This is a genomic window from Phenylobacterium immobile (ATCC 35973) (genome assembly GCF_001375595.1).
GTDB lineage: Bacteria > Pseudomonadota > Alphaproteobacteria > Caulobacterales > Caulobacteraceae > Phenylobacterium > Phenylobacterium immobile.
The window spans coordinates 2052894-2071057 of sequence record NZ_CVJQ01000001.1; the positions used below are offsets into that span (position 1 = coordinate 2052894).

At 66.7% G+C, this 18164-nt stretch carries 16 protein-coding genes; 6 read left to right on the forward strand and 10 right to left on the reverse strand.

Annotation, left to right across the window (positions count from 1 at the left end; genetic code table 11):
* The first annotated feature begins 98 nt into the window (after positions 1–98).
* The 3 genes from BN1313_RS10135 to uvrA all read left to right on the forward strand — a co-directional run bounded on the left by BN1313_RS10135 (position 99) and on the right by uvrA (position 5750).
* Entirely contained in the window at positions 99–2441 is a 2343-nt protein-coding gene (locus BN1313_RS10135) for a UvrD-helicase domain-containing protein (protein WP_091739907.1), read from the forward strand.
* On the forward strand, positions 2438–2746 hold the full coding sequence (locus tag BN1313_RS10140) for a hypothetical protein (RefSeq protein WP_091739910.1): 309 nt from the start codon (positions 2438–2440) through the stop codon (positions 2744–2746). The genes BN1313_RS10135 and BN1313_RS10140 overlap by 4 nt, the downstream gene beginning before the upstream one ends.
* A gap of 109 nt (positions 2747–2855) precedes the next feature.
* Complete coding sequence (gene uvrA / locus BN1313_RS10145) at positions 2856–5750, forward strand: excinuclease ABC subunit UvrA (RefSeq protein ID WP_091739913.1); 2895 nt, start codon at positions 2856–2858, stop codon at positions 5748–5750.
* Here the strand turns inward: uvrA and BN1313_RS10150 are convergent.
* Together BN1313_RS10150 and BN1313_RS10155 are read right to left on the reverse strand one after the other, a co-directional pair.
* Positions 5747–6586 (reverse strand): hypothetical protein, encoded by an 840-nt coding sequence (locus BN1313_RS10150; protein WP_091739916.1) that lies wholly within the window; start codon positions 6584–6586, stop codon positions 5747–5749. The genes uvrA and BN1313_RS10150 overlap by 4 nt on opposite strands.
* Complete coding sequence (locus tag BN1313_RS10155) at positions 6583–7470, reverse strand: hypothetical protein (protein WP_091739919.1); 888 nt, start codon at positions 7468–7470, stop codon at positions 6583–6585. Before BN1313_RS10155 ends, BN1313_RS10150 begins: the two co-directional genes overlap by 4 nt.
* 130 nt (positions 7471–7600) lie before the next feature.
* On the opposite strand from BN1313_RS10155, the gene trmFO reads away from it, so the two are divergent.
* Positions 7601–8995 carry a methylenetetrahydrofolate--tRNA-(uracil(54)-C(5))-methyltransferase (FADH(2)-oxidizing) TrmFO gene (trmFO, locus tag BN1313_RS10160; RefSeq protein ID WP_091739922.1) on the forward strand — a complete coding sequence of 465 codons (1395 nt, stop codon included), beginning with the start codon at positions 7601–7603 and terminating at the stop codon, positions 8993–8995.
* Here trmFO and BN1313_RS10165 read toward each other — a convergent pair.
* From BN1313_RS10165 to yajC, 6 genes are all read right to left on the reverse strand, one after another.
* Positions 8992–9663: a squalene/phytoene synthase family protein gene (locus tag BN1313_RS10165; protein WP_091739925.1), complete on the reverse strand. Its 672-nt coding sequence runs from the start codon at positions 9661–9663 to the stop codon at positions 8992–8994. The two genes, trmFO and BN1313_RS10165, sit on opposite strands and share 4 nt — an antisense overlap.
* Positions 9664–9731: 68 nt before the next feature.
* Positions 9732–10337, reverse strand: coding sequence for a urate hydroxylase PuuD (locus BN1313_RS10170; RefSeq protein ID WP_091739928.1), 606 nt, complete (start codon positions 10335–10337; stop codon positions 9732–9734).
* Positions 10338–10411: 74 nt separating this feature from the next.
* A complete protein-coding gene (locus tag BN1313_RS10175) occupies positions 10412–10774 on the reverse strand; it encodes an Mth938-like domain-containing protein (protein ID WP_091739931.1) in 363 nt (120 codons plus the stop codon).
* 9 nt (positions 10775–10783) lie between these two features.
* A complete protein-coding gene (secF, locus tag BN1313_RS16570) occupies positions 10784–11740 on the reverse strand; it encodes a protein translocase subunit SecF (RefSeq protein ID WP_176695961.1) in 957 nt (318 codons plus the stop codon).
* Between the two features lie 12 nt (positions 11741–11752).
* A complete protein-coding gene (gene secD, locus BN1313_RS16575) occupies positions 11753–13369 on the reverse strand; it encodes a protein translocase subunit SecD (protein ID WP_176695962.1) in 1617 nt (538 codons plus the stop codon).
* A 12-nt stretch (positions 13370–13381) separates the two neighbouring features.
* Positions 13382–13675 carry a preprotein translocase subunit YajC gene (yajC, locus tag BN1313_RS10185; protein ID WP_245620228.1) on the reverse strand — a complete coding sequence of 98 codons (294 nt, stop codon included), beginning with the start codon at positions 13673–13675 and terminating at the stop codon, positions 13382–13384.
* Between the two features lie 190 nt (positions 13676–13865).
* Between yajC and BN1313_RS10190 the strand changes: the two genes are divergently transcribed.
* On the forward strand, positions 13866–14705 hold the full coding sequence (locus tag BN1313_RS10190; RefSeq protein WP_091739937.1) for an ATP-binding protein: 840 nt from the start codon (positions 13866–13868) through the stop codon (positions 14703–14705).
* Here the strand turns inward: BN1313_RS10190 and BN1313_RS10195 are convergent.
* Positions 14702–15934 (reverse strand): hypothetical protein, encoded by a 1233-nt coding sequence (locus tag BN1313_RS10195; protein ID WP_091739940.1) that lies wholly within the window; start codon positions 15932–15934, stop codon positions 14702–14704. The genes BN1313_RS10190 and BN1313_RS10195 overlap by 4 nt on opposite strands.
* A gap of 150 nt (positions 15935–16084) precedes the next feature.
* Between BN1313_RS10195 and BN1313_RS10200 the strand changes: the two genes are divergently transcribed.
* Positions 16085–17347 carry a hypothetical protein gene (locus BN1313_RS10200; RefSeq protein ID WP_091739943.1) on the forward strand — a complete coding sequence of 421 codons (1263 nt, stop codon included), beginning with the start codon at positions 16085–16087 and terminating at the stop codon, positions 17345–17347.
* Here the strand turns inward: BN1313_RS10200 and BN1313_RS10205 are convergent.
* Positions 17344–18156 (reverse strand): hypothetical protein, encoded by an 813-nt coding sequence (locus BN1313_RS10205; protein WP_091739945.1) that lies wholly within the window; start codon positions 18154–18156, stop codon positions 17344–17346. The genes BN1313_RS10200 and BN1313_RS10205 overlap by 4 nt on opposite strands.
* Positions 18157–18164 lie beyond the last annotated feature (8 nt).

Sequence of the window (18164 nt, forward strand, 5' to 3'; positions counted from 1 at the left end):
GGCACAGGAACGGAAGGCGGGCTGCGGCGGTTCCGGAACTGGAACGCAGGGCGAACACTTGGCTGGCTTGGCCGACGCCCCATGTTAGACATCCTGCAATGTCCGAATCCGACGCTTTCCCCTCCCCCACGCCGCGCATCAGCGACCTCGCCAGGGCCGATCCGCGGCCGGCTGACTATCTCGCGGGCCTGAACCCTGAGCAACGCGAAGCCGTAGAGGCTGTCGACGGGCCGGTTCTGGTGCTGGCGGGCGCCGGCACCGGCAAGACCCGCGTACTGACCACACGGCTGGCGCACATCCTGGCGACGGGCCGGGCGCGGCCATGGGAGCTGCTGGTCGTCACCTTCACCAACAAGGCCGCGCGCGAGATGCGCGAGCGGATCACCCACATCATCGGCGGCCAGGCCGAGGGCCTGCGCTGGCTGGGCACCTTCCACTCGGTGGCGGCCCAGATCCTGCGCCGGCACGCCGAGCTTGTGGGCCTGAAATCGAACTACACCATCCTCGACACAGACGATCAGGAGCGGCTGCTCAAGCAGGTGCTGGAGGCCGAGAACGTTGATTCCAAGCGCTGGCCGGCCAAGGCGCTCGCGGGTTTGATCGACCAATGGAAGAATCGCGGCTGGACTCCGGAGAAGGTGACGCCGGGCGAAAGCGCGCTCTTCGCCAACGGCCGGGGCCAGGCGCTGTACCGGCTCTATCAGGAGCGCTTGCGGCTGTTGAACGCCTGCGATTTCGGCGACCTGCTGCTGCACAACATCGAGATATTCACCGGCCATCCGGACGTGCTGGCGGAGTTCCACGACCGCTTCCGCTACATCCTGGTGGACGAATACCAGGACACCAACGTCGCCCAGTATCTGTGGCTGCGGCTGCTGGCCCAGGCCCGCCGCAATGTCTGCTGCGTCGGCGACGACGACCAGTCGATCTACGGCTGGCGCGGCGCCGAGGTGGACAACATCCTGCGGTTCGAACGGGATTTCCCTGGGGCCAAGGTCGTCCGGCTGGAGCGCAACTACCGCTCGACAAGCCACATCCTGGGCGCCGCGGCGGGGTTGATCGCCACCAACAAATCTCGGCTGGGCAAGACGCTCTGGACCGAGGCGGAGGGCGGCGAGAAGGTCGTCGTCCGCGGGGTCTGGGACGGCGAGGCCGAGAGCCGGCTGATCGCAGAGGAGATCGAGCGCGCGAAGAGAGGCGGAACCGACAAGGACCCGCGGGCCTATGCCGACGTCGCGATCCTGGTGCGAGCCTCGCACCAGATGCGGGCCTTCGAAGAGCGTTTCATCCTACTGCAAATTCCCTACGTCGTGATTGGCGGGCCTCGGTTCTTCGAGCGGGCGGAGATCCGCGACGCCATCGCCTACCTCAGGCTGATCAGCTCGGAGGACGACGACCTGGCTTTCGAGCGGATCGTCAACACGCCCAAGCGCGGCCTGGGCGACACCACGGTCCAGCGGCTGCTGCAGATGGCGCGGATGCAGGGGATCACCGGCATGACCGCCGCGCGGCGGATCATCCTGACTGACGAACTCCCCTCTCGTACGCGGACCAGTCTCGCCAACTTCGTCCGCGACATCGACCGCTGGCGTGGCCAGGCGGCTGACGTCGCGCACCCTCGCCTGATGGAGACCGTGCTGGAAGAAAGCGGCTACGTCGAAGCGCTCAAGCTTGACAAGAGCCCGCAGGCGCAAGGCCGGCTGGAGAACCTCAAGGAGCTGGTCCAGTCGATGGCGGGATATGAAACGCTCGCCGCCTATCTTGAACACATCGCCTTGGTGATGGACCTGGAGCAAGCCGCTGGCGGCGACCGCGTGCAGATCATGACCCTGCACCAGGCCAAGGGGCTGGAATTCCCACTGGTCTTCCTTCCCGGTTGGGAAGAAGGGGTCTTCCCGTCGCAGCGTTCGGTGGACGAGAAGGGCGAAAAGGGCCTCGAGGAAGAGCGACGCCTCGCCTACGTCGGCATCACGCGGGCGCGGGAAGAGGCGCGAATCTCCTTCGCCGCCAACCGCCAGGTCTACGGCCGCTGGACCAGCCAGCTGCCCAGCCGGTTCGTCGACGAACTGCCCATCGCCCACGTCGAGGCCGCGTCCGAGACCGGCTATTACGGCGGCGGGCCCGGCATGCAGCAACACGGCAGCCGCTGGGACGAAGAGCCGGGCTTCGGCTCTGGCTACTCCTCCCCCGGCTGGCGGCGCGCCCAGGCCAACGGCTATCGCGGCAGCCATCCTGGCCGCCAGGCGGTGATCGAGGGCGAAGGCCGACTTGTGGCGGTCTCGGAAAAGTCGGCCGCCAGCGATTTTGCGCGCGGCGACAGGGTTTTCCATGTGAAGTTCGGCTATGGCCGCGTCGCCGGCGTCGAAGGCAACAAACTGACCGTCGACTTCGAGAAGGCAGGCGAGAAGAAGGTCATCGACAGCTTCGTGGAGAAGGCGTGATCAGCTCCGGCGCCATCGCACTCGGCCTGGTCGCCGTCGCCTGTTTCATCGTCGCCTTGCTGTGCCTGGCCCTGCCCGGATGGAAAACCAAACCCCTCGCCGCCATTGCGATGACCGCGGCCGGGGCGATCCCCCTACACGCCTACTACTTCCACAGCGTCGCCCCGTGGCCGATCTCGGGCGTTGTCAGCGTGACCACGGCGGCCGGCGTCACCGCACTGGCCTTCATGTTCCTGGCGCTGCGCGTGTGGTTGCCTGAAGCGATGCGCAAGGAAGAGGCCGAGCAGGCCGACCGGGAGACCTGATCGGCGAAGGGATTGTTCCCGCTACGTTCCGGTGTAATCTCCGAGTCTCGACGCCTACATTGGGCGGGCGCCGGGACCTTTCCCTGGCCCTCTTGGTTTCCGGGACAATATGGCCGACCAGCAGAACATGATCCGCGTCCGCGGGGCGCGTGAGCACAATCTGAAAGACGTAAGCGTGGACATTCCGCGCGGCGAGCTTGTGGTGCTGACCGGGCTGTCCGGGTCGGGTAAGAGCTCGCTCGCCTTCGACACCATCTACGCCGAGGGCCAGCGCCGCTATGTGGAGAGCCTCTCGGCCTATGCGCGGCAGTTCCTGGAGCTGATGAGCAAGCCAGATGTGGACCTGATCGAGGGTCTGTCGCCGGCGATCTCCATCGAGCAGAAGACGACCAGTCGCAATCCGCGCTCGACAGTCGGCACCGTGACCGAGATCCACGACTATATGCGCCTGCTTTGGGCGCGGGTGGGCGTCCCCTATTCGCCGGCCACGGGCCTGCCGATCGAGAGCCAGACCATCAGCCAGATGGTCGACAAGCTGGCGGCCATCGACGAGGGCACGCGCCTCTATCTGCTGGCGCCGGTGATCCGCGGCCGCAAGGGCGAGTACCGCAAAGAGATCGCCGAGTGGCAGAAGGCCGGCTTCCAGCGGCTGAAGATCAACGGCGAATTCTATCCGATCGAGGATGCGCCGACCCTCGACAAGAAGTTCAAGCACGACATCGACATCGTCGTGGACCGGCTGGTCGCCAAGGCCGGGCTGGAGAGCCGCTACGCAGACAGCCTGGAGACGGCGCTGAAGCTGGCGGACGGCATCGCCGTGGCCGAATGGGCCGACAAGGACCCCACCGAGGAGGAGCCGCGCCGGCTGATCTTCTCAGAGAAGTTCGCCTGTCCGGTCTCCGGCTTCACCATCAGCGAGATCGAGCCCCGGCTGTTCTCGTTCAACAATCCCTACGGCGCCTGCCCGGTGTGCGACGGCCTGGGGGCGAAGCTGGCCTTCGACGTCGACCGCGTCGTGCCGGACAAGGACAAGACCCTGCACCAGGGGGCGATCGCGCCCTGGTCGCGCGGCCCCTCGCCGCTCTACACCCAGACGCTGCAAGCCTTGTCGCAACACTACGGCTTCCCGATGGATGCGCCGTTCCACAGGCTGCCGGAGCAGGCGCGACAGGTGGTGCTGTACGGCTCGGGCACGGACAAGATCCGCTTCATCTATGACGACAACGCCCGCAAGTACGAGGTCTCCAAGACCTTCGAAGGCGTGCTGCCGAACCTGGAGCGCCGATGGCGCGAGACCGACAGCGCGTGGGTGCGCGAGGAGCTTGGGCGCTATCAGTCGGAGACGCCGTGCACAGCCTGCGAGGGCTATCGCCTGAAGCCGGAAGCCCTGGCGGTGAAGATCGACGGCAACCACATCGGCCAGGTCAGCCGGCTGTCCATCCGCCACGCCCAGGAATGGTTCGAGGCTCTGGACGGCAAGCTCACGGACAAACAGATGGAGATCGCCCGGCGGATTCTGAAGGAGATCACCGACCGGCTGCGGTTCCTGGTGAACGTCGGCCTCGACTATCTGAACATGTCGCGCAATTCGGGCACCCTCTCGGGCGGCGAGAGCCAGCGCATCCGCTTGGCCAGCCAGATCGGCTCAGGGCTCACCGGCGTGCTCTATGTGCTGGATGAGCCGTCGATCGGCCTGCATCAGCGCGACAACACCCGCCTGCTGACCAGCCTGAAGGGCCTGCGGGACCTCGGCAATTCGGTCCTGGTCGTCGAGCACGACGAAGAGGCGATCCTGACCGCCGACCACGTCATCGACATGGGTCCGGCCGCCGGCGTCCATGGCGGCAGCGTGATCGCCGAGGGCAAGCCGGCCGACATCATGGCGAACCCGAAGAGCATCACCGGCCAGTATCTGTCGGGCGCGCGGGAGATCGAGGTGCCGCTGGAGCGCCGGCCGATCTCCAAGAAGCGCGTGCTGCGGGTCTCCGGCGCCACGGGCAACAATCTGAAGGGCGTCACCGGGGAGATCCCGCTCGGCACCTTCACCTGCATCACCGGGGTGAGCGGCGGCGGCAAGTCGACCTTCACCATCGAGACTCTCTACAAGGCCGCCGCGCGCCGGCTGCACAACGCCTCCGACGCGCCGGCCCCGCATGATCGGATCGAGGGGCTGGAGCAGTTCGACAAGGTCATCGACATCGACCAGTCGCCGATCGGACGGACCCCGCGGTCGAACCCGGCCACCTACACCGGCGCCTTCCAGCCGATTCGCGACTGGTTCGCGGGGCTGCCGGAGTCCAAGGCCCGCGGCTACGGGCCCGGGCGGTTCAGCTTCAACGTCAAGGGCGGCCGCTGCGAGGCCTGCCAGGGCGACGGGCTGATCAAGATCGAGATGCACTTCCTGCCCGACGTCTACGTCACCTGCGATGTCTGCCACGGCAAGCGCTACAACCGCGAAACCCTGGACGTGGTGTTCAAGGGCAAGACCATCGCCGATGTCCTCGACATGACCGTTGAGGAAGCCGCAGAGTTCTTCAAGGCGGTGCCGCCGATCCGCGAGAAGATGGATACGCTGAAGCGCGTGGGCCTGGGCTATGTGAAGGTCGGCCAGCAGGCGACGACGCTCTCCGGCGGCGAGGCCCAGCGGGTCAAGCTTTCGAAGGAGCTGTCGCGCCGGGCGACGGGCAAGACCCTCTACATTCTGGATGAGCCGACGACCGGCCTCCACTTCGAAGACGTGAAGCAGCTTCTCGAAGTGCTCCACGAACTGGTCGACCAGGGCAACACCGTGGTTGTCATCGAGCACAATCTGGACGTGGTGAAGACAGCAGACTGGCTGTTGGACTTCGGCCCTGAGGGCGGCGACGGCGGCGGCGAGATCGTAGCCTTCGGCACCCCGGAACAGGTGGCGGCCAACCCGCGCAGCTGGACCGGCCGCTATCTGGCCGAGTTGCTCGAGCGGCACGAGACGCGGCGCAAGGCGCGCCGCCGCAAGCTGGCCTAGTCCTTGAGCGCCTGGTAGGCGGCCGCCCAGGGGGCGTAGACCAGGGTCAGCAGGAACGGCGAGGCGGCGAGGTTGAGCGCCATCGCCACCAGGTAACGCACCGGATGGGCGGCGAAGGCGTCCGCTCCGGCCTGGAAGAGGTCCTGGAAGCCGCCAATGGCGCCGGCGCCCACGGTGATCGCTACGCCGAGGGCCACCTCGGTCATGGCCGCGAGGAAGGCCACGAGCACGAGGGTTCCAAACAGCCGCGGGGCGTGGCCGCGCGTGAGCCGCCAGGCCGCGCCGGGATCAACCCTGCGATCGACGAAGGTTTGCGGGCCGATGACGCTGATGCGGGTCAAAAGCCAGAGGGACAGGGGTGCGGCGGCGAGCATCAGCCAACCGCTCAGCGAGGCGACGATCCCGCCCAGGATCGCGGCAACAACGAAGGGCCCGGCGCCCACGGCGACGCCGATTAGGGCCACGGCGAACAGACGTAGCTCATCAGGACCCAGGCGGAGGTAGAGAAACTCCGGCGGGCCCGAGCGCAGCATGCGGCGCCAAAGGGCGGACACCACCATCACTTGAACCGCGACGCCGCCAATCGACAGGATGACGACGCCCGCCGGCGGCCCAAAGGCCTCGAACCGCGCCGCGCCCATGACGCCCAGGCTCACCAGCAGGACGATCACGAGGAAAACGGCGCCGATGAACAGGGCGAGCAGGTTGAACAACGACCATCCGACCACCAGCCGCCAATCGCGGGCGATCACATTGAATCCGGCGACGGCGACATCCCCCGGCGAAAGGCTCGACGGCGGCCGTGAATGGGGCTCCGCGTCGAGCGTTGCGCTCATGGGGTCTGCTGAGCCCTCCGCGTGCGACGCAGGGGATCGACGGACAGATCGCCGTGCAGCTGCTCATAGGCCACAGCGAACGGGGCGTAGATCATCACCACCTGCAGGACCGAGAGGATCAGCTGGAGCAGGAAACTGACCAGCATGGCGCCCACCGCCAGGGGCGACAGATGAGTCGGATCGGCCATGGCGTCCTGGCCGCCAGCGGCGGCGACGAAGGCGGTGCCCATGATGGTGATCAGGATCCAGACCATGACGTAGAAGATAACCGCCAGGACCATCATGCCGAGCAGCGGCCAGAAGGCGCCGCGCGACAGGAGCCAGGCGTCCTTGAGGCTGACGCGCTGCAAAACGAAGGTCATGGGCGTGGCCATGGACAGGCGAACGCCCACCCAGCCCGCGAACGACATGACCAGAACGACGACCAGAGCCTCAACCGCCGGTCCCGCCGCGGCGGCGAGCCGCGCCAGGGTGAGCGCGGCGACGACGCAGACGACGCCGACGGAAAACAGCACGAGGTTGACCAGCACGAGCCGCAGTTCATCCATGCCCAGGCGCAGGTGGACGAAGCCCTTCTCCTGCGGTCGCAGGATGATGCGATAGATGCCTGCCGTCAGGATCGACATCAGGGCCACGGCCATGATCAGCAGGGCGATGAAGGCCGGCGCCGAGTGGACCAGCACCTCGGCGGCCTTGTCGGGATCATTGAGGCCGCCGTCCTTGGTGAGCTTGATCAGGTCGGGGCCGACCAGTCCCAGCATCACGGCGCCAATCAGCAGGATTCCGGCGCAATAGACTCCCGCCCAGGCCAGAACTGTGCCCGGGCGTTCGCGGGTGAGCCGGAAGCCCTCCAGCGCCGCGTCGCTCGCCGAAAACCTAGTCATCGCAACCCCATCGGCGCGCGACTCAATCCCCTGAGTCGCGCCGCCCTACACGTGACGTCACAAGTGGGCGCCATCCCCATGTGCGCAAGGCCCGGCTCGCGATCCTTGGCGATCGTTGCTACTTAGCCGCATGAAGAACACACCTATTCATGTGATCGGCGCCGGTCTGGCCGGCTCCGAGGCGGCCTGGCAGGCGGCGGAGGCCGGCGCGCAGGTGATCCTGCACGAAATGCGGCCGGTGCGCCGCACCGATGCGCATCATACGGACGGCCTGGCCGAGCTGGTCTGTTCGAATTCGTTCCGCTCCGATGACTGGACGGGCAATGCGGTGGGTCTGCTGCACGCCGAGATGCGCCGGATGGGGTCGCTGATCATGGCCTGCGCTGACGCCCACCAGGTGCCGGCCGGTGGCGCTCTGGCGGTTGATCGCGACGGGTTTTCCGCCGCCGTGACCGCAAGGATCGAAGGTCACCCCAACATCAGCATCCTCCGCGAGGAGCTGGCCGACTTGCCGCCGGCGGACTGGACAAACGTGGTGGTGGCGACTGGCCCCCTGACCTCGCCGGCGCTGACCTCCGCGATCCTGGCCCTGACCGGCGAGGACCAATTGTCGTTCTTCGACGCGATCGCCCCCATCGTCCACCTCGAGTCCATCAACATGGACGTGGCCTGGCGCCAGTCGCGCTATGACAAAGAGGGGCCTGGCGGCGACGCAGCGGCCTACATCAACTGCCCGATGGACAAGGCCCAGTACGAAGCCTTCATCGACGCCCTGTTGGCGGGTCCCAAAGCCGAGTTCCGCGACTGGGAGAACGTGCCCTATTTCGACGGCTGTCTGCCCATTGAGGTGATGGCCGAGCGCGGCCGAGAGACCTTGCGGCATGGACCGATGAAGCCCGTCGGCCTGACCAATCCTCGCGATCCCCTGGTCAAGGCCTACGCTATCGTCCAGCTCCGCCAGGATAATGCGCTTGGCACGCTGTGGAATATCGTCGGCTTCCAGACCAAGCTGAAGCACGGCGCCCAGGCGGAGGTCTTCCGCATGATCCCCGGCCTGGAGAACGCCGTCTTCGCCCGGCTGGGCGGCCTGCACCGCAACACCTTCCTGAACAGCCCTCGCCTTCTCGACGGCCAGCTACGCCTGAAGGCTGATCCGCGGTTGCGGTTCGCAGGACAGGTGACGGGCGTCGAAGGCTATGTCGAGAGCGCCGCCATCGGCCTGCTGGCCGGCCGCTTCGCCGCCGCGGAGCTCGCCGGCGAGCCTCTGGCGCCGCCGCCGGCGACCACGGCGCTCGGCGCCTTGATCGGCCACATCACCGGCGGTCACCTGGATGGTGGCAAAGGCTCGTTCCAGCCGATGAACATCAACTACGGCCTGATCGCGCCGCTCACCGAAGGAGTCGCCAAGCGGGCCGAGGACGGCCGCCGGTTGGGCGCCAAGGACAAGACCCGCGCCAAGAAGCTAGCGGTCGGCGAACGCGCCCTAGTTGAGTTGGACGGCTGGATCGACGCCCGCGGCGTCTAGATCCGACCCACGGCTACCGCCCAGGTCACACGCGCCTTCCGCGCGAAATCGCCTTCGCCCTTGCGGCGAGCGCCCAGGACAGCGTGGGCGACGGCCGGGAACGCCTTGGCGCTGAGCCGACGCGCCAGCCTGCGCGCGGCGCGCTGTTCTCGGGCCGCGAGATCTGAAAGGTCCGCCTGTTCGGCGGCGCGCCACGACAGCGACCACGCCGCCCCGATCGCCTGGGCCGCATCGAAGTCGCACGTCGGATCCAGCAGCCGCACCGCAAGCCGCGCGCAGCCGCCGCCGGTGTCCCTCGCCCAGGCCAGGGCCTCGGCTTCCGTCATCGGCGTGGGGTCGAGTTCGCGATAGCGGGCGTCGACCAGAGGTTCGACATCGGCGCGGGTCAGGCCGCGCTCGGCCAGCCGCGAGAGTCCGAGGACGCCAGGGTGGTTGCGCGGCGCCTTGCCGGCGAAGACCTCGTCGGCGGCCTCGCTCCACCAGGTGAGGCGAACCTCGGCGACCAGGGCGTTGCTGGCGGTTCGAGGGGCGCGGGCCAGTTCGTAGTCGAAGGCGTAGAGGCCGATCAGGTCGGTGCGTAGGGCCGCGTCCGACACGAACCGCGCCGAAAGCCAGCGATCAGGATCGACACGGCTGACCAGGCTGTCCAGGTCGTCCCCCGGCGACATCGCAAAGCTCCAAAGGCGGAAGGCCCGCCGGCTGGTGGGCCTTCCCTAAGCTACCAGACGGCTTGAACTCAGCCGAAGATGGTCTGGTTCATCGCCATAGTGGCCAACATCGGCAGCGACAACAGGGTGTTGGTGCGCGAGAACAGCATGGCCTTTCGCCCGGCGGCGGCCTTTTCCTCGGCCGTGCCGTCGACAATGCCCAGCGCGATCTTCTGGGCAGGCCAGATGAACATCCAGACGTTCATGAACATGATCGTCGCCAGCCACATGCCCAGGCCGATGAAGCTGTGTTGCGGGACCTGGAAGCCGTCCAGGGCGCCGAGCGTGAAGGCCTGCAGCAGGTAGCCACGGTCGATCGCCAGGATAACCCCCATCACCCAGGTGGCGAGCGCCGCCCAGCGGAACCAGAACAGCGCCTCAGGCGCGATGAACTTGGACACGGCCGGCCGCAACTCAGCCGGGATTTCCGGCATCTTCCGGATCTGCACAAAGTTGAAGTAGTAGAGCAGCCCGATCCACAGGATGCCGAAGAAGACGTGCAGCCAGCGGAAGACGGCTTCGAAGAAAAGCCTGTCGGCGCCGCCATGGTGCATCGCGTATCCGACCACGATCACCATCGCGAGCAGGAACGACACGATCATCGTATTGCGGAAGTTCGAGAGAAGTCCGGCCATCTTTCGCGCCCCTTATGAGTTTCCAATCCCTGACCTAGGTATAGGGCCATTTGCGCGGCCCGCAACGGCGGCGCTTAAGGGAGGGCGATCAGGGCGCAGGCCAACCGTCGGCCTTCAGCGGTGAGGACGTTGTAGAGCTTAGCCGCGGCGGGCGTGTCCATGAACTCCAGGCCGATGCCTGCGGCGCGCAGCGCATCGCGGGTTTCACGCGAAGGCTGGGCGTTACGCGCGCCAACGCCAAGCAGGAGAAATTCGACTTCCGAGGCCCCTGCCGAGATGACCGAGGCGATGGCGGCAGGCGTGACTTCAGCCAGACTGGTCACCGGCCAGGCCCAGACGGCGTCCTGGACAATCAGGACCGAGCCCTCGTGGCGCGCGCCTGACAGGCGGAAGCCGCCTGACCCATAGGCATCCACCGACGGTGCGTCGCGGGCCACGATGGCTCCTTACGCCCGCGCGCGGGGCACGACCTCGACATCCTCGTCGCCGCGCTTGACGCCCCACAACAGGATGACCGGAGCCGCGACGTAGATCGACGAATAGGTGCCGATGATGATGCCGAACATCAGGATCAGCGACATGCCAAAAAGGCTCGGCCCGCCGAAGATCGCCAGGCCGCCCAGCGCCAGGATGGCCGTGAGGCCGGTGATGACGGTGCGCGACAGGGTCTCGTTGATCGACAGGTCGATGACCTCGCGCAACGGCAGGCGCTTGTATTTGCGCAGGTTTTCACGGAGGCGGTCGAACACCACGACCGTGTCGTTCATCGAATAGCCGATGATCGTCAGGATCGCGGCCACAGTGGTCAGGCTGAACTCGAAGTTGAAGAGCGCGATCAGGCCGAAGGTCAGGATCACGTCGTGGAACAGGCCGATCACCGCGCCCAGGCCGAACTGCAGCTCGAACCGGAACCAGATGTAGAAGAGCATCAGCAGGATCGCGAGACCCAGAGCCATGATCCCACTGGTGAAAAGTTCGCCTGAAACCTTGGGGCCGACCACGTCGGCGCGGGCGAAGGTCACGTCGCCCAGGGCGCGAGTCAGCTCCGCCTTGACCTTGTCCACCGTGGCCGAGGGCGAGGCTCCGGGGGGCGTCTGGAACCGCGCCATGGCGGTGGTGTCCGAGCCGAAGGCCTGGACCTGCACATCGCCGAGATTGAGCGTCTCGACAGATTCCCGCACCGCGCCGAGGTCAACCGGCTTGGGCGCCGTCGAGAACTCCAGGACGGTGCCACCCTGGAAGTCGATGCCGCAGTTCAGGCCGCCGCAGGGCGGCTTCAGGGGATAGAGCACCATCGCAAGCGAGCCGATCACCGCGAGCAGCGAGATGACGGCGGCGAGGCGCGAGAAGGCGACGAAGCGGAAGTTCGTCTTCTGCGGCAGGAGCTTGATCAGGGGCCACATGGGACTTCTCGCTCAGACGATCGGCAGGGTCTTCGGGCGGGCGGTGCGGAACCACCATGCCAGAAGCACCTGGGTGACGAGGACGGCGCTGAACACCGAGGTGAGGACGCCGATCGACAGGGTCCAGGCGAAGCCCTTCACGGGACCGGCACCGAACTGGAACATGATGAGGGCCGCCAGGATGGTCGTGACGTTGGCGTCGATGATGGTGCCCATGGCGCGCGAAAAGCCGGCGTCCATGGAGGCGATGACGCTGCGCCCGGACCGGAGCTCGTCGCGCATGCGCTCATAGATCAGCACGTTGGCGTCGACGGCCACGGCGAGCGTCAGGATCAGGCCGGCGATGCCCGGAAGGGTCAGGGTCGCCTGAGTGAGGCTCATCGTCGCGATGATCAGGAGGCCGTTGATCGCCAGGGCGATCACCGAGATGCCGCCGAACAGGAAGCCGTAGGACAGCAACATGAAGAGGAGGATGGCGACAAAGCCAACGGCGGTGGACAAGGTCCCGGCCTTGACCGCATCGGCACCCAGCTCGGCCCCGACGGTCTTCTGCTCTTCAACCTTCAGCGGCGCGGGCAGCGCGCCGGCGCGGAGCAGCACGGCGAGATCGTTGGCCGACTCGGTGGTGAAATTGCCGGTGATCTGGCCGGAGCCGCCGGTGATCGCGCTCTGGATCACCGGGGCGGAGATGACCTTGCGGTCGAGAACGATGGCGAACTTCTTGCCGAGATTCTGGCTGGTGGCGTCGCCGAAACGGCGCGCGCCCTGGGCGTTGAATCGGAAGGTCACCAGCGGGAGGCCGCTCTGCTGGTCGAAGGCCGAGCGCGCGTCTGTTAGCATTTCGCCGGTGACCAGCGAACGCTTGGCGACAACGTAGGCGGCCGTATAGCCGTCCTCGCTGGGCAGGAGCTCGGAGCCCGGCGGAATGCGGCCGGCGGCGATGTCCTGCGGGGTGACGGTCTCGTCGACCATCTGGAAAGTCAGCTTGGCGGTCTGACCGATGATCGACTTCAAGCGCTCAGGATCGCTTTCGCCCGGCGCCTGGACGACGACGCGGTTCTTGCCCTGGCGGATGATGGTCGGCTCGCGGGTGCCCAGCTGGTCGATCCGGCGACGGATGATCTCGATCGACTGCTCGACGGCGCGAGCGCCGGCGGCGTCAATGGCGGTCTGACTGAAGGCCAGGACCAGCCGCTGGTCGGGCGCGGTGCGAATATTGACGTCGCGCGCCGGCGCGCCGCCCATGGCGCCTGGCTGGGCCACGCCGCCGAGCGCATTATTCAGCGCCGTCTGGGCCTTCGACACGTCCGCCGGATTGCTGATCCGAACGGTGATCTCGCTGCCCGCGACCCCCAGGCCGGTGAACGGCACGGATTCTTCGCGCAGCGTCGTGCGCACGTCCTCGATCGCGTTGGTCAGCCGCTCAACCTGCAGCGCCGAGGTGTCGACCTCGAGCAACAGGTAAGAGCCGCCCTGTAGGTCGAGCCCGAGGTTCAGCGTCTGCTTCGGCATGAACGCCGGAAGGGCGTTGCGGGTCTGCTCGGGCAGCAGGTTCGGCAGGGTGAAGAGGATGCCGAAGACCACCGAAAGGGCGACGAGGACGACCTTCCAGCGCGAAAGGTTCATCATGACGGAAGCGACCTAGTTCTTCGGGTCGTTCGCCGGCGCAGGTTCGCCGCGGGTCCGCACTTCGGCGACCATGCCTTTGACAGCCTTTACGGTGACGCCGGTGGCGATTTCGACGCCGATTTCCTTGTCCTCGACGCGGACCACCTTGCCGATCACCCCCGAGGGCAGGACGACGGTGTCGCCGCGTTTGATGGCCGCGAGCGCCGCAGCGTGCTCACGGGCGCGCTTCTGCTGCGGGCGGATCATCAGGAAGTAGAACAAAACGACCAGGCCGATCAGCGGCAGGAACTGCATGATCATGTCCATACCTCCCGGTTGTCCGGCGGCGGCGGTCTGAGCGAAGGCGGGGGTGGCGAACATGGCCTCTCCGGAAGGTCAGGGCGGCGCGGGCGAAAGGGCCCGTCCGAAAGTCGGCGGAAGCTATGCGCTGGCCCGCCCTTTTGCAATGGAAGCAGCGGCTTTGCATTTGCCAGTGGGGAGTCTAAGCCACGGCTCCATGAAAAAGGACCTCAAGTCCCTCCTGGAACGGATCGCCGATGCGCTGGACCGCCTGGCGCCTGCGCCGCCGCCGCCGCCGAGCTTCGACGCCGCCAAGCTGTTCCGCCACGACCCGGCGACAAACGGCTTCCACGCCGCGCCGGACTATCCCCTGCATCTGGACAGCCTGGTGGGCATCGAGCGCCAGAAAGGCGAGTTCGTCCGCAACCTGACGCGGTTCGCCGACGGCCTGGCGGCCAACCACGTCCTGCTGTGGGGTGTGCGCGGCGCGGGTAAGAGTTCGATCACCAAGGCCGCCTTCATGGCCGTCGCCGAAAGCCGCGCCGCACTGAAGCTGGTGGAGGTGGATCGTGACGAGGTCGCCGCGCTGCCGGCCCTGTTCGACACCTTGCGCAATCGCGAAGAGCGCTTCGTGGTCCTGTGCGACGACCTCTCATTTGAGGAAGGCGCCGCCGCGGCCAAGGCGTTGAAGTCGGCCCTGGAAGGCGGCGTCTCGGGTCCGCCGGCCAATGTGCTGTTCGTCGCTACCTCGAACCGACGCCATCTGATGCCCCGGGACAATTCCGAGGCCCGCGGCCTGATCGCCACCGCTGAGGACGCCGAGGAGGAGGTCAGCGTCTCCGACCGATTCGGCCTGTGGATCGGCTTTCCGCCGATGGACCAGCCGACGTACCTGGCCGCCGTGCGCGGCTACGCGGAGCGCTACAAGCTGGACGTCGACGACCTCGACCGCCGCGCCCTGCAATGGGCCCAACGCCGCGGCGGCCGGTCAGGCCGGGTGGCCTGGCAGTTCATCCGCGACCTGGCGGGCGAAAAGGGCGTGAACCTACCGCTTTAAGCCGCCGCCTTTGCGCCGAAACGCTCGGTCGCGAGCGCCTGCATTTCTTTGGCTTCAGCCGCCAACCCGCGGGCGAGCAGAGCCTTGACCAAACGCTGGGCCATGGAGTCGGACTGGAGGTAAGACGTCTTGAACTCGGCGAAAATCGCTTGGCCGGTCTCAGCATCGCCATAGGCCCGCAGCCAGTTGGCCACCATGGTCAGGGTGGGCCGTTCACTAGGGCGCTCCCGTAGCGACAAGACGGCTTCAGCCAGCGCGCGGTCGCCGTGACCCAGCGCCTCGAGGCTGCGGGCGCGAAAGCGGCGCAGGATGAAATCCTCGCGCTGACCGAGGCTGGCCCAGGTTTTCAGCGCGGCGAGCGCGCCGGCGTGATCGCCCGCCTCCACCAATATGCCGACCCAGTTCTGGACCAGCCGCTCATGTTCAGCGCGGATCTGCGTGGCGGGCAGGCCGGCCATCATACGCATGGCGCGCTCGCCCAGGATCCGGCCCGCGGCGAGCTTGCCACGGCGATCGGCCAAGCGGCTCGCTCCGCCATAGAGCAGCGGCGAGGCCTTGCGGGCCGCCCGCATCGTGCGGACGAAATCGCGCTGATCGATCGTTCCGCGAATGGCGGCGAGCGTCGCGCTGCTCAGAAGATCGGTCTCCGCAAGAATGCGCGACACGTCATGTTCGGCGAAGGCCACCCGGATCTGTTTCAGCGGCCGACAGGCGGCGATCAGGTCCACGTGGTTTTGGTCCGGCTCGTAAAGCGGGTCAGAGAAGACGATGACTTCAGTTTCGCCGATCATCGCCGGCATATCGTCGTTCAGGTACGTGATGCGCCGCTGATCCTTGATCCAGCGATCCTCCCAGGGAACCTTGGCGGGATCGACAGAGAATTGCGGCACCGAGACCACGGCGCGGTCAGCCTTCAGGGCGCCCGTCGCCAGCAAGGCCGCATAGCCACCCATGCTGGAACCGTAGGTGACGATCTCCTTGAAGCCCTGCTGCTGGGCATAGAGACGCGCGAGCTTTAGCGCCGGGGCGAATTCCGGCGTCTGCCACCAATGGTTAGCTTTGCTGATGAAATGCACGGCCGACAGGCCGTTCTTCTCGAAGAAGCCCTGCCCTGCGCCCGCCGCGGCCGGCGGCTTGTGATCACGCCCCGTGAAGGTGACGACCAGGATATCCCTGGCGCCAACATCGGAAATCGTGACCCTAAGATCGGCGCCCTCAATCAGGGCCATCTCGTCTTCCTCTCACCGCGCGCCGCCAGTCGCGGTCTTGTCCAAGCATTATTGAGGACGGCGCGCCCAGATCAAAGACTTCTTCTGAGCAAAGTCGGCCGATCGCCTAACCTTGTTGCACGGCCCTCGCGGCTGGCTTACCGGAACAGCATGATCCTGATCGACGGGGCCCATCTGAGTGCGACGCTGTTGGGAGCGGATCGCAAGGACGTTCTGGTTGTCACCTTCAGTGGCCGCGAGCCGGCGCCGCCCGCCCGTTCCGGTGCGGCCCAGGAATTCTTCCGCAAGAACGGCGTGGCCTGCGTCCATTTCATCGCCAAGCAGAACCACTGGTGGCAGACTGAGGAGCTCGAACCCGCCCTCGATATTGTCGCCAATGTCGCGGAACGGCAGGGCTATCAATCGATCGTCACCTACGGTTCCAGCATGGGTGGCTATGGGGCGCTGATCGCGTCTGGCCGGCTGAAGGCTGTGCGCAGCGTGGTCGATACGCCGCAGTTCTCCGTCGATCCGGCGAAGACCGGCTGGGATGATCGATGGCTCAAGGACACCCGCGGCCTGTCCTTCGCCGAGGATCGGTTTGACGATCGCGTGGGTCCCGGCGAGATCTATGTCTTCTCCGATCCCGGCTTCGAGACCGACCAGCGCCACGTGGACATGATCGCGGCGCTGCGTCCCGTTCGCCACATGCGCGCGGCCTTCGCCGAACACGCTGTCTCCCGTGTGCTGTTGGAGGCCGGGGTTCTGCAGACGGCGACTCTGGAGGCCCTGACCGGCGCCCTGAGCGAGACGCGGTTCAAGGCCCTGCTGCGCGCCGGCCGCCGAACCTCGCCGCTGATCTACGCCGGCGCGTCCCGCGCGCTCGCTCGGAACGGCAAGGTCAAACTGGCGGACCGGTTCGGCGCCCGCGCGGTGGACCTCCTGATGACCGCGCCGCCCTCGGCGATGCGCCTGGAGCATGAGCGCCTTCTGCAGCAACGCGCCGAGAGCCTGATGGCCGATGGCCGCGCGCTCGACGCCGTCCCGATCCTTGAACGCTGGAAGCCGACAGACTCTGACGCCAAGGCGACCCATGACCGCCTGCACGCCGCAGCCTTACATCAGGCCGGGGATGCGGCCGGCGCGCTAAAGCGCGCATCCGCCCTGGTTCGCGCCGGTGTGGCGGATCGCGAGTCCCTGAACCTGCTGGCCGATTGCGTGAAGGACGCCGACCGCAAACACGCCGCCAGCGCGGTGCGCGAGTTCCGCGACGTCTTCCTGCAGGCTGAGGGCCCCACCCTGCGGCTGATCGGGGCCTTGATGGGCAAGAATCTCGACCAGGATGTCCTGGAGCTTTGCGAGGCCGGCGCCGCGCGTTTCCCGGCAAGGGCGGACAAATTCAACGGTGTCCGCGCCCAGCTGACGCGGACTTAGGGAACGGCCATTGCCCGCGCCGGGAAGGTCACGCCCTCCCGACGGTGGAAGGCGAAGGGTTCAGGTCTGGCGCGAAGGTCGAGAACGCTCTTTTCGAAGTTCTCCCGACGCTCCTCGGTCTCTGAGCGAACGCGGACGCCGCGGATCGGCAGGTTGCAGATCTCGCCTTCAACCTTGCTGAGCGCATAGGCCACCAGTCGCTCCGGGTGGAGCGGCGCCTTGCGCGTGTATTCCTCCACCAGGTCGACCCGCTCGCCGTAGGCTTTGGCGGCGATGTGGCCACAGACGGCGATGCGGTCGTTGAAGCCGCCGTAGCCGTGCCAGGCGGGGATGGCGGCGGACTTCTCATCCATCACTGGGAAGAGTTCAGCCGGGACCAGCGGATTGAGCCACCGCAGGTCAGGCCGCAGGAAGACGTAGCGATCAAAGGTCTTTCCGGAAGCCTCCAGCAGGCTCCAGGCCGCCCGCAGGCTGACCAGCTGGTAGAGGATGTTGCTGACCGACTTGAAGTCGTCCTCGTACATGTCCTTCCGCGCCTTGGCGAAGGTCAGGTAGGGCTCGATCAGGTCTGACTTCTGTTTGCGATAGGCGAACACATCGCAGGGCAGGTCCAGCGAAGGGCCGCTGTTAAGCTTGACGCCGAACTCGCCGGATCGCGGGTTCCAGATCGCCTCGACGAGGTTCATGGCGGCGAAGCCCTGAATCGCATGGCCGTCCGCGCGCAGAGGTTCGACGACGTTCTGGTAGATTGACGCGACGGTGCTGGGCATCACGCGCGCCAGACCAAAGAACACCAGAGCCACGTTCATCGTCGTCA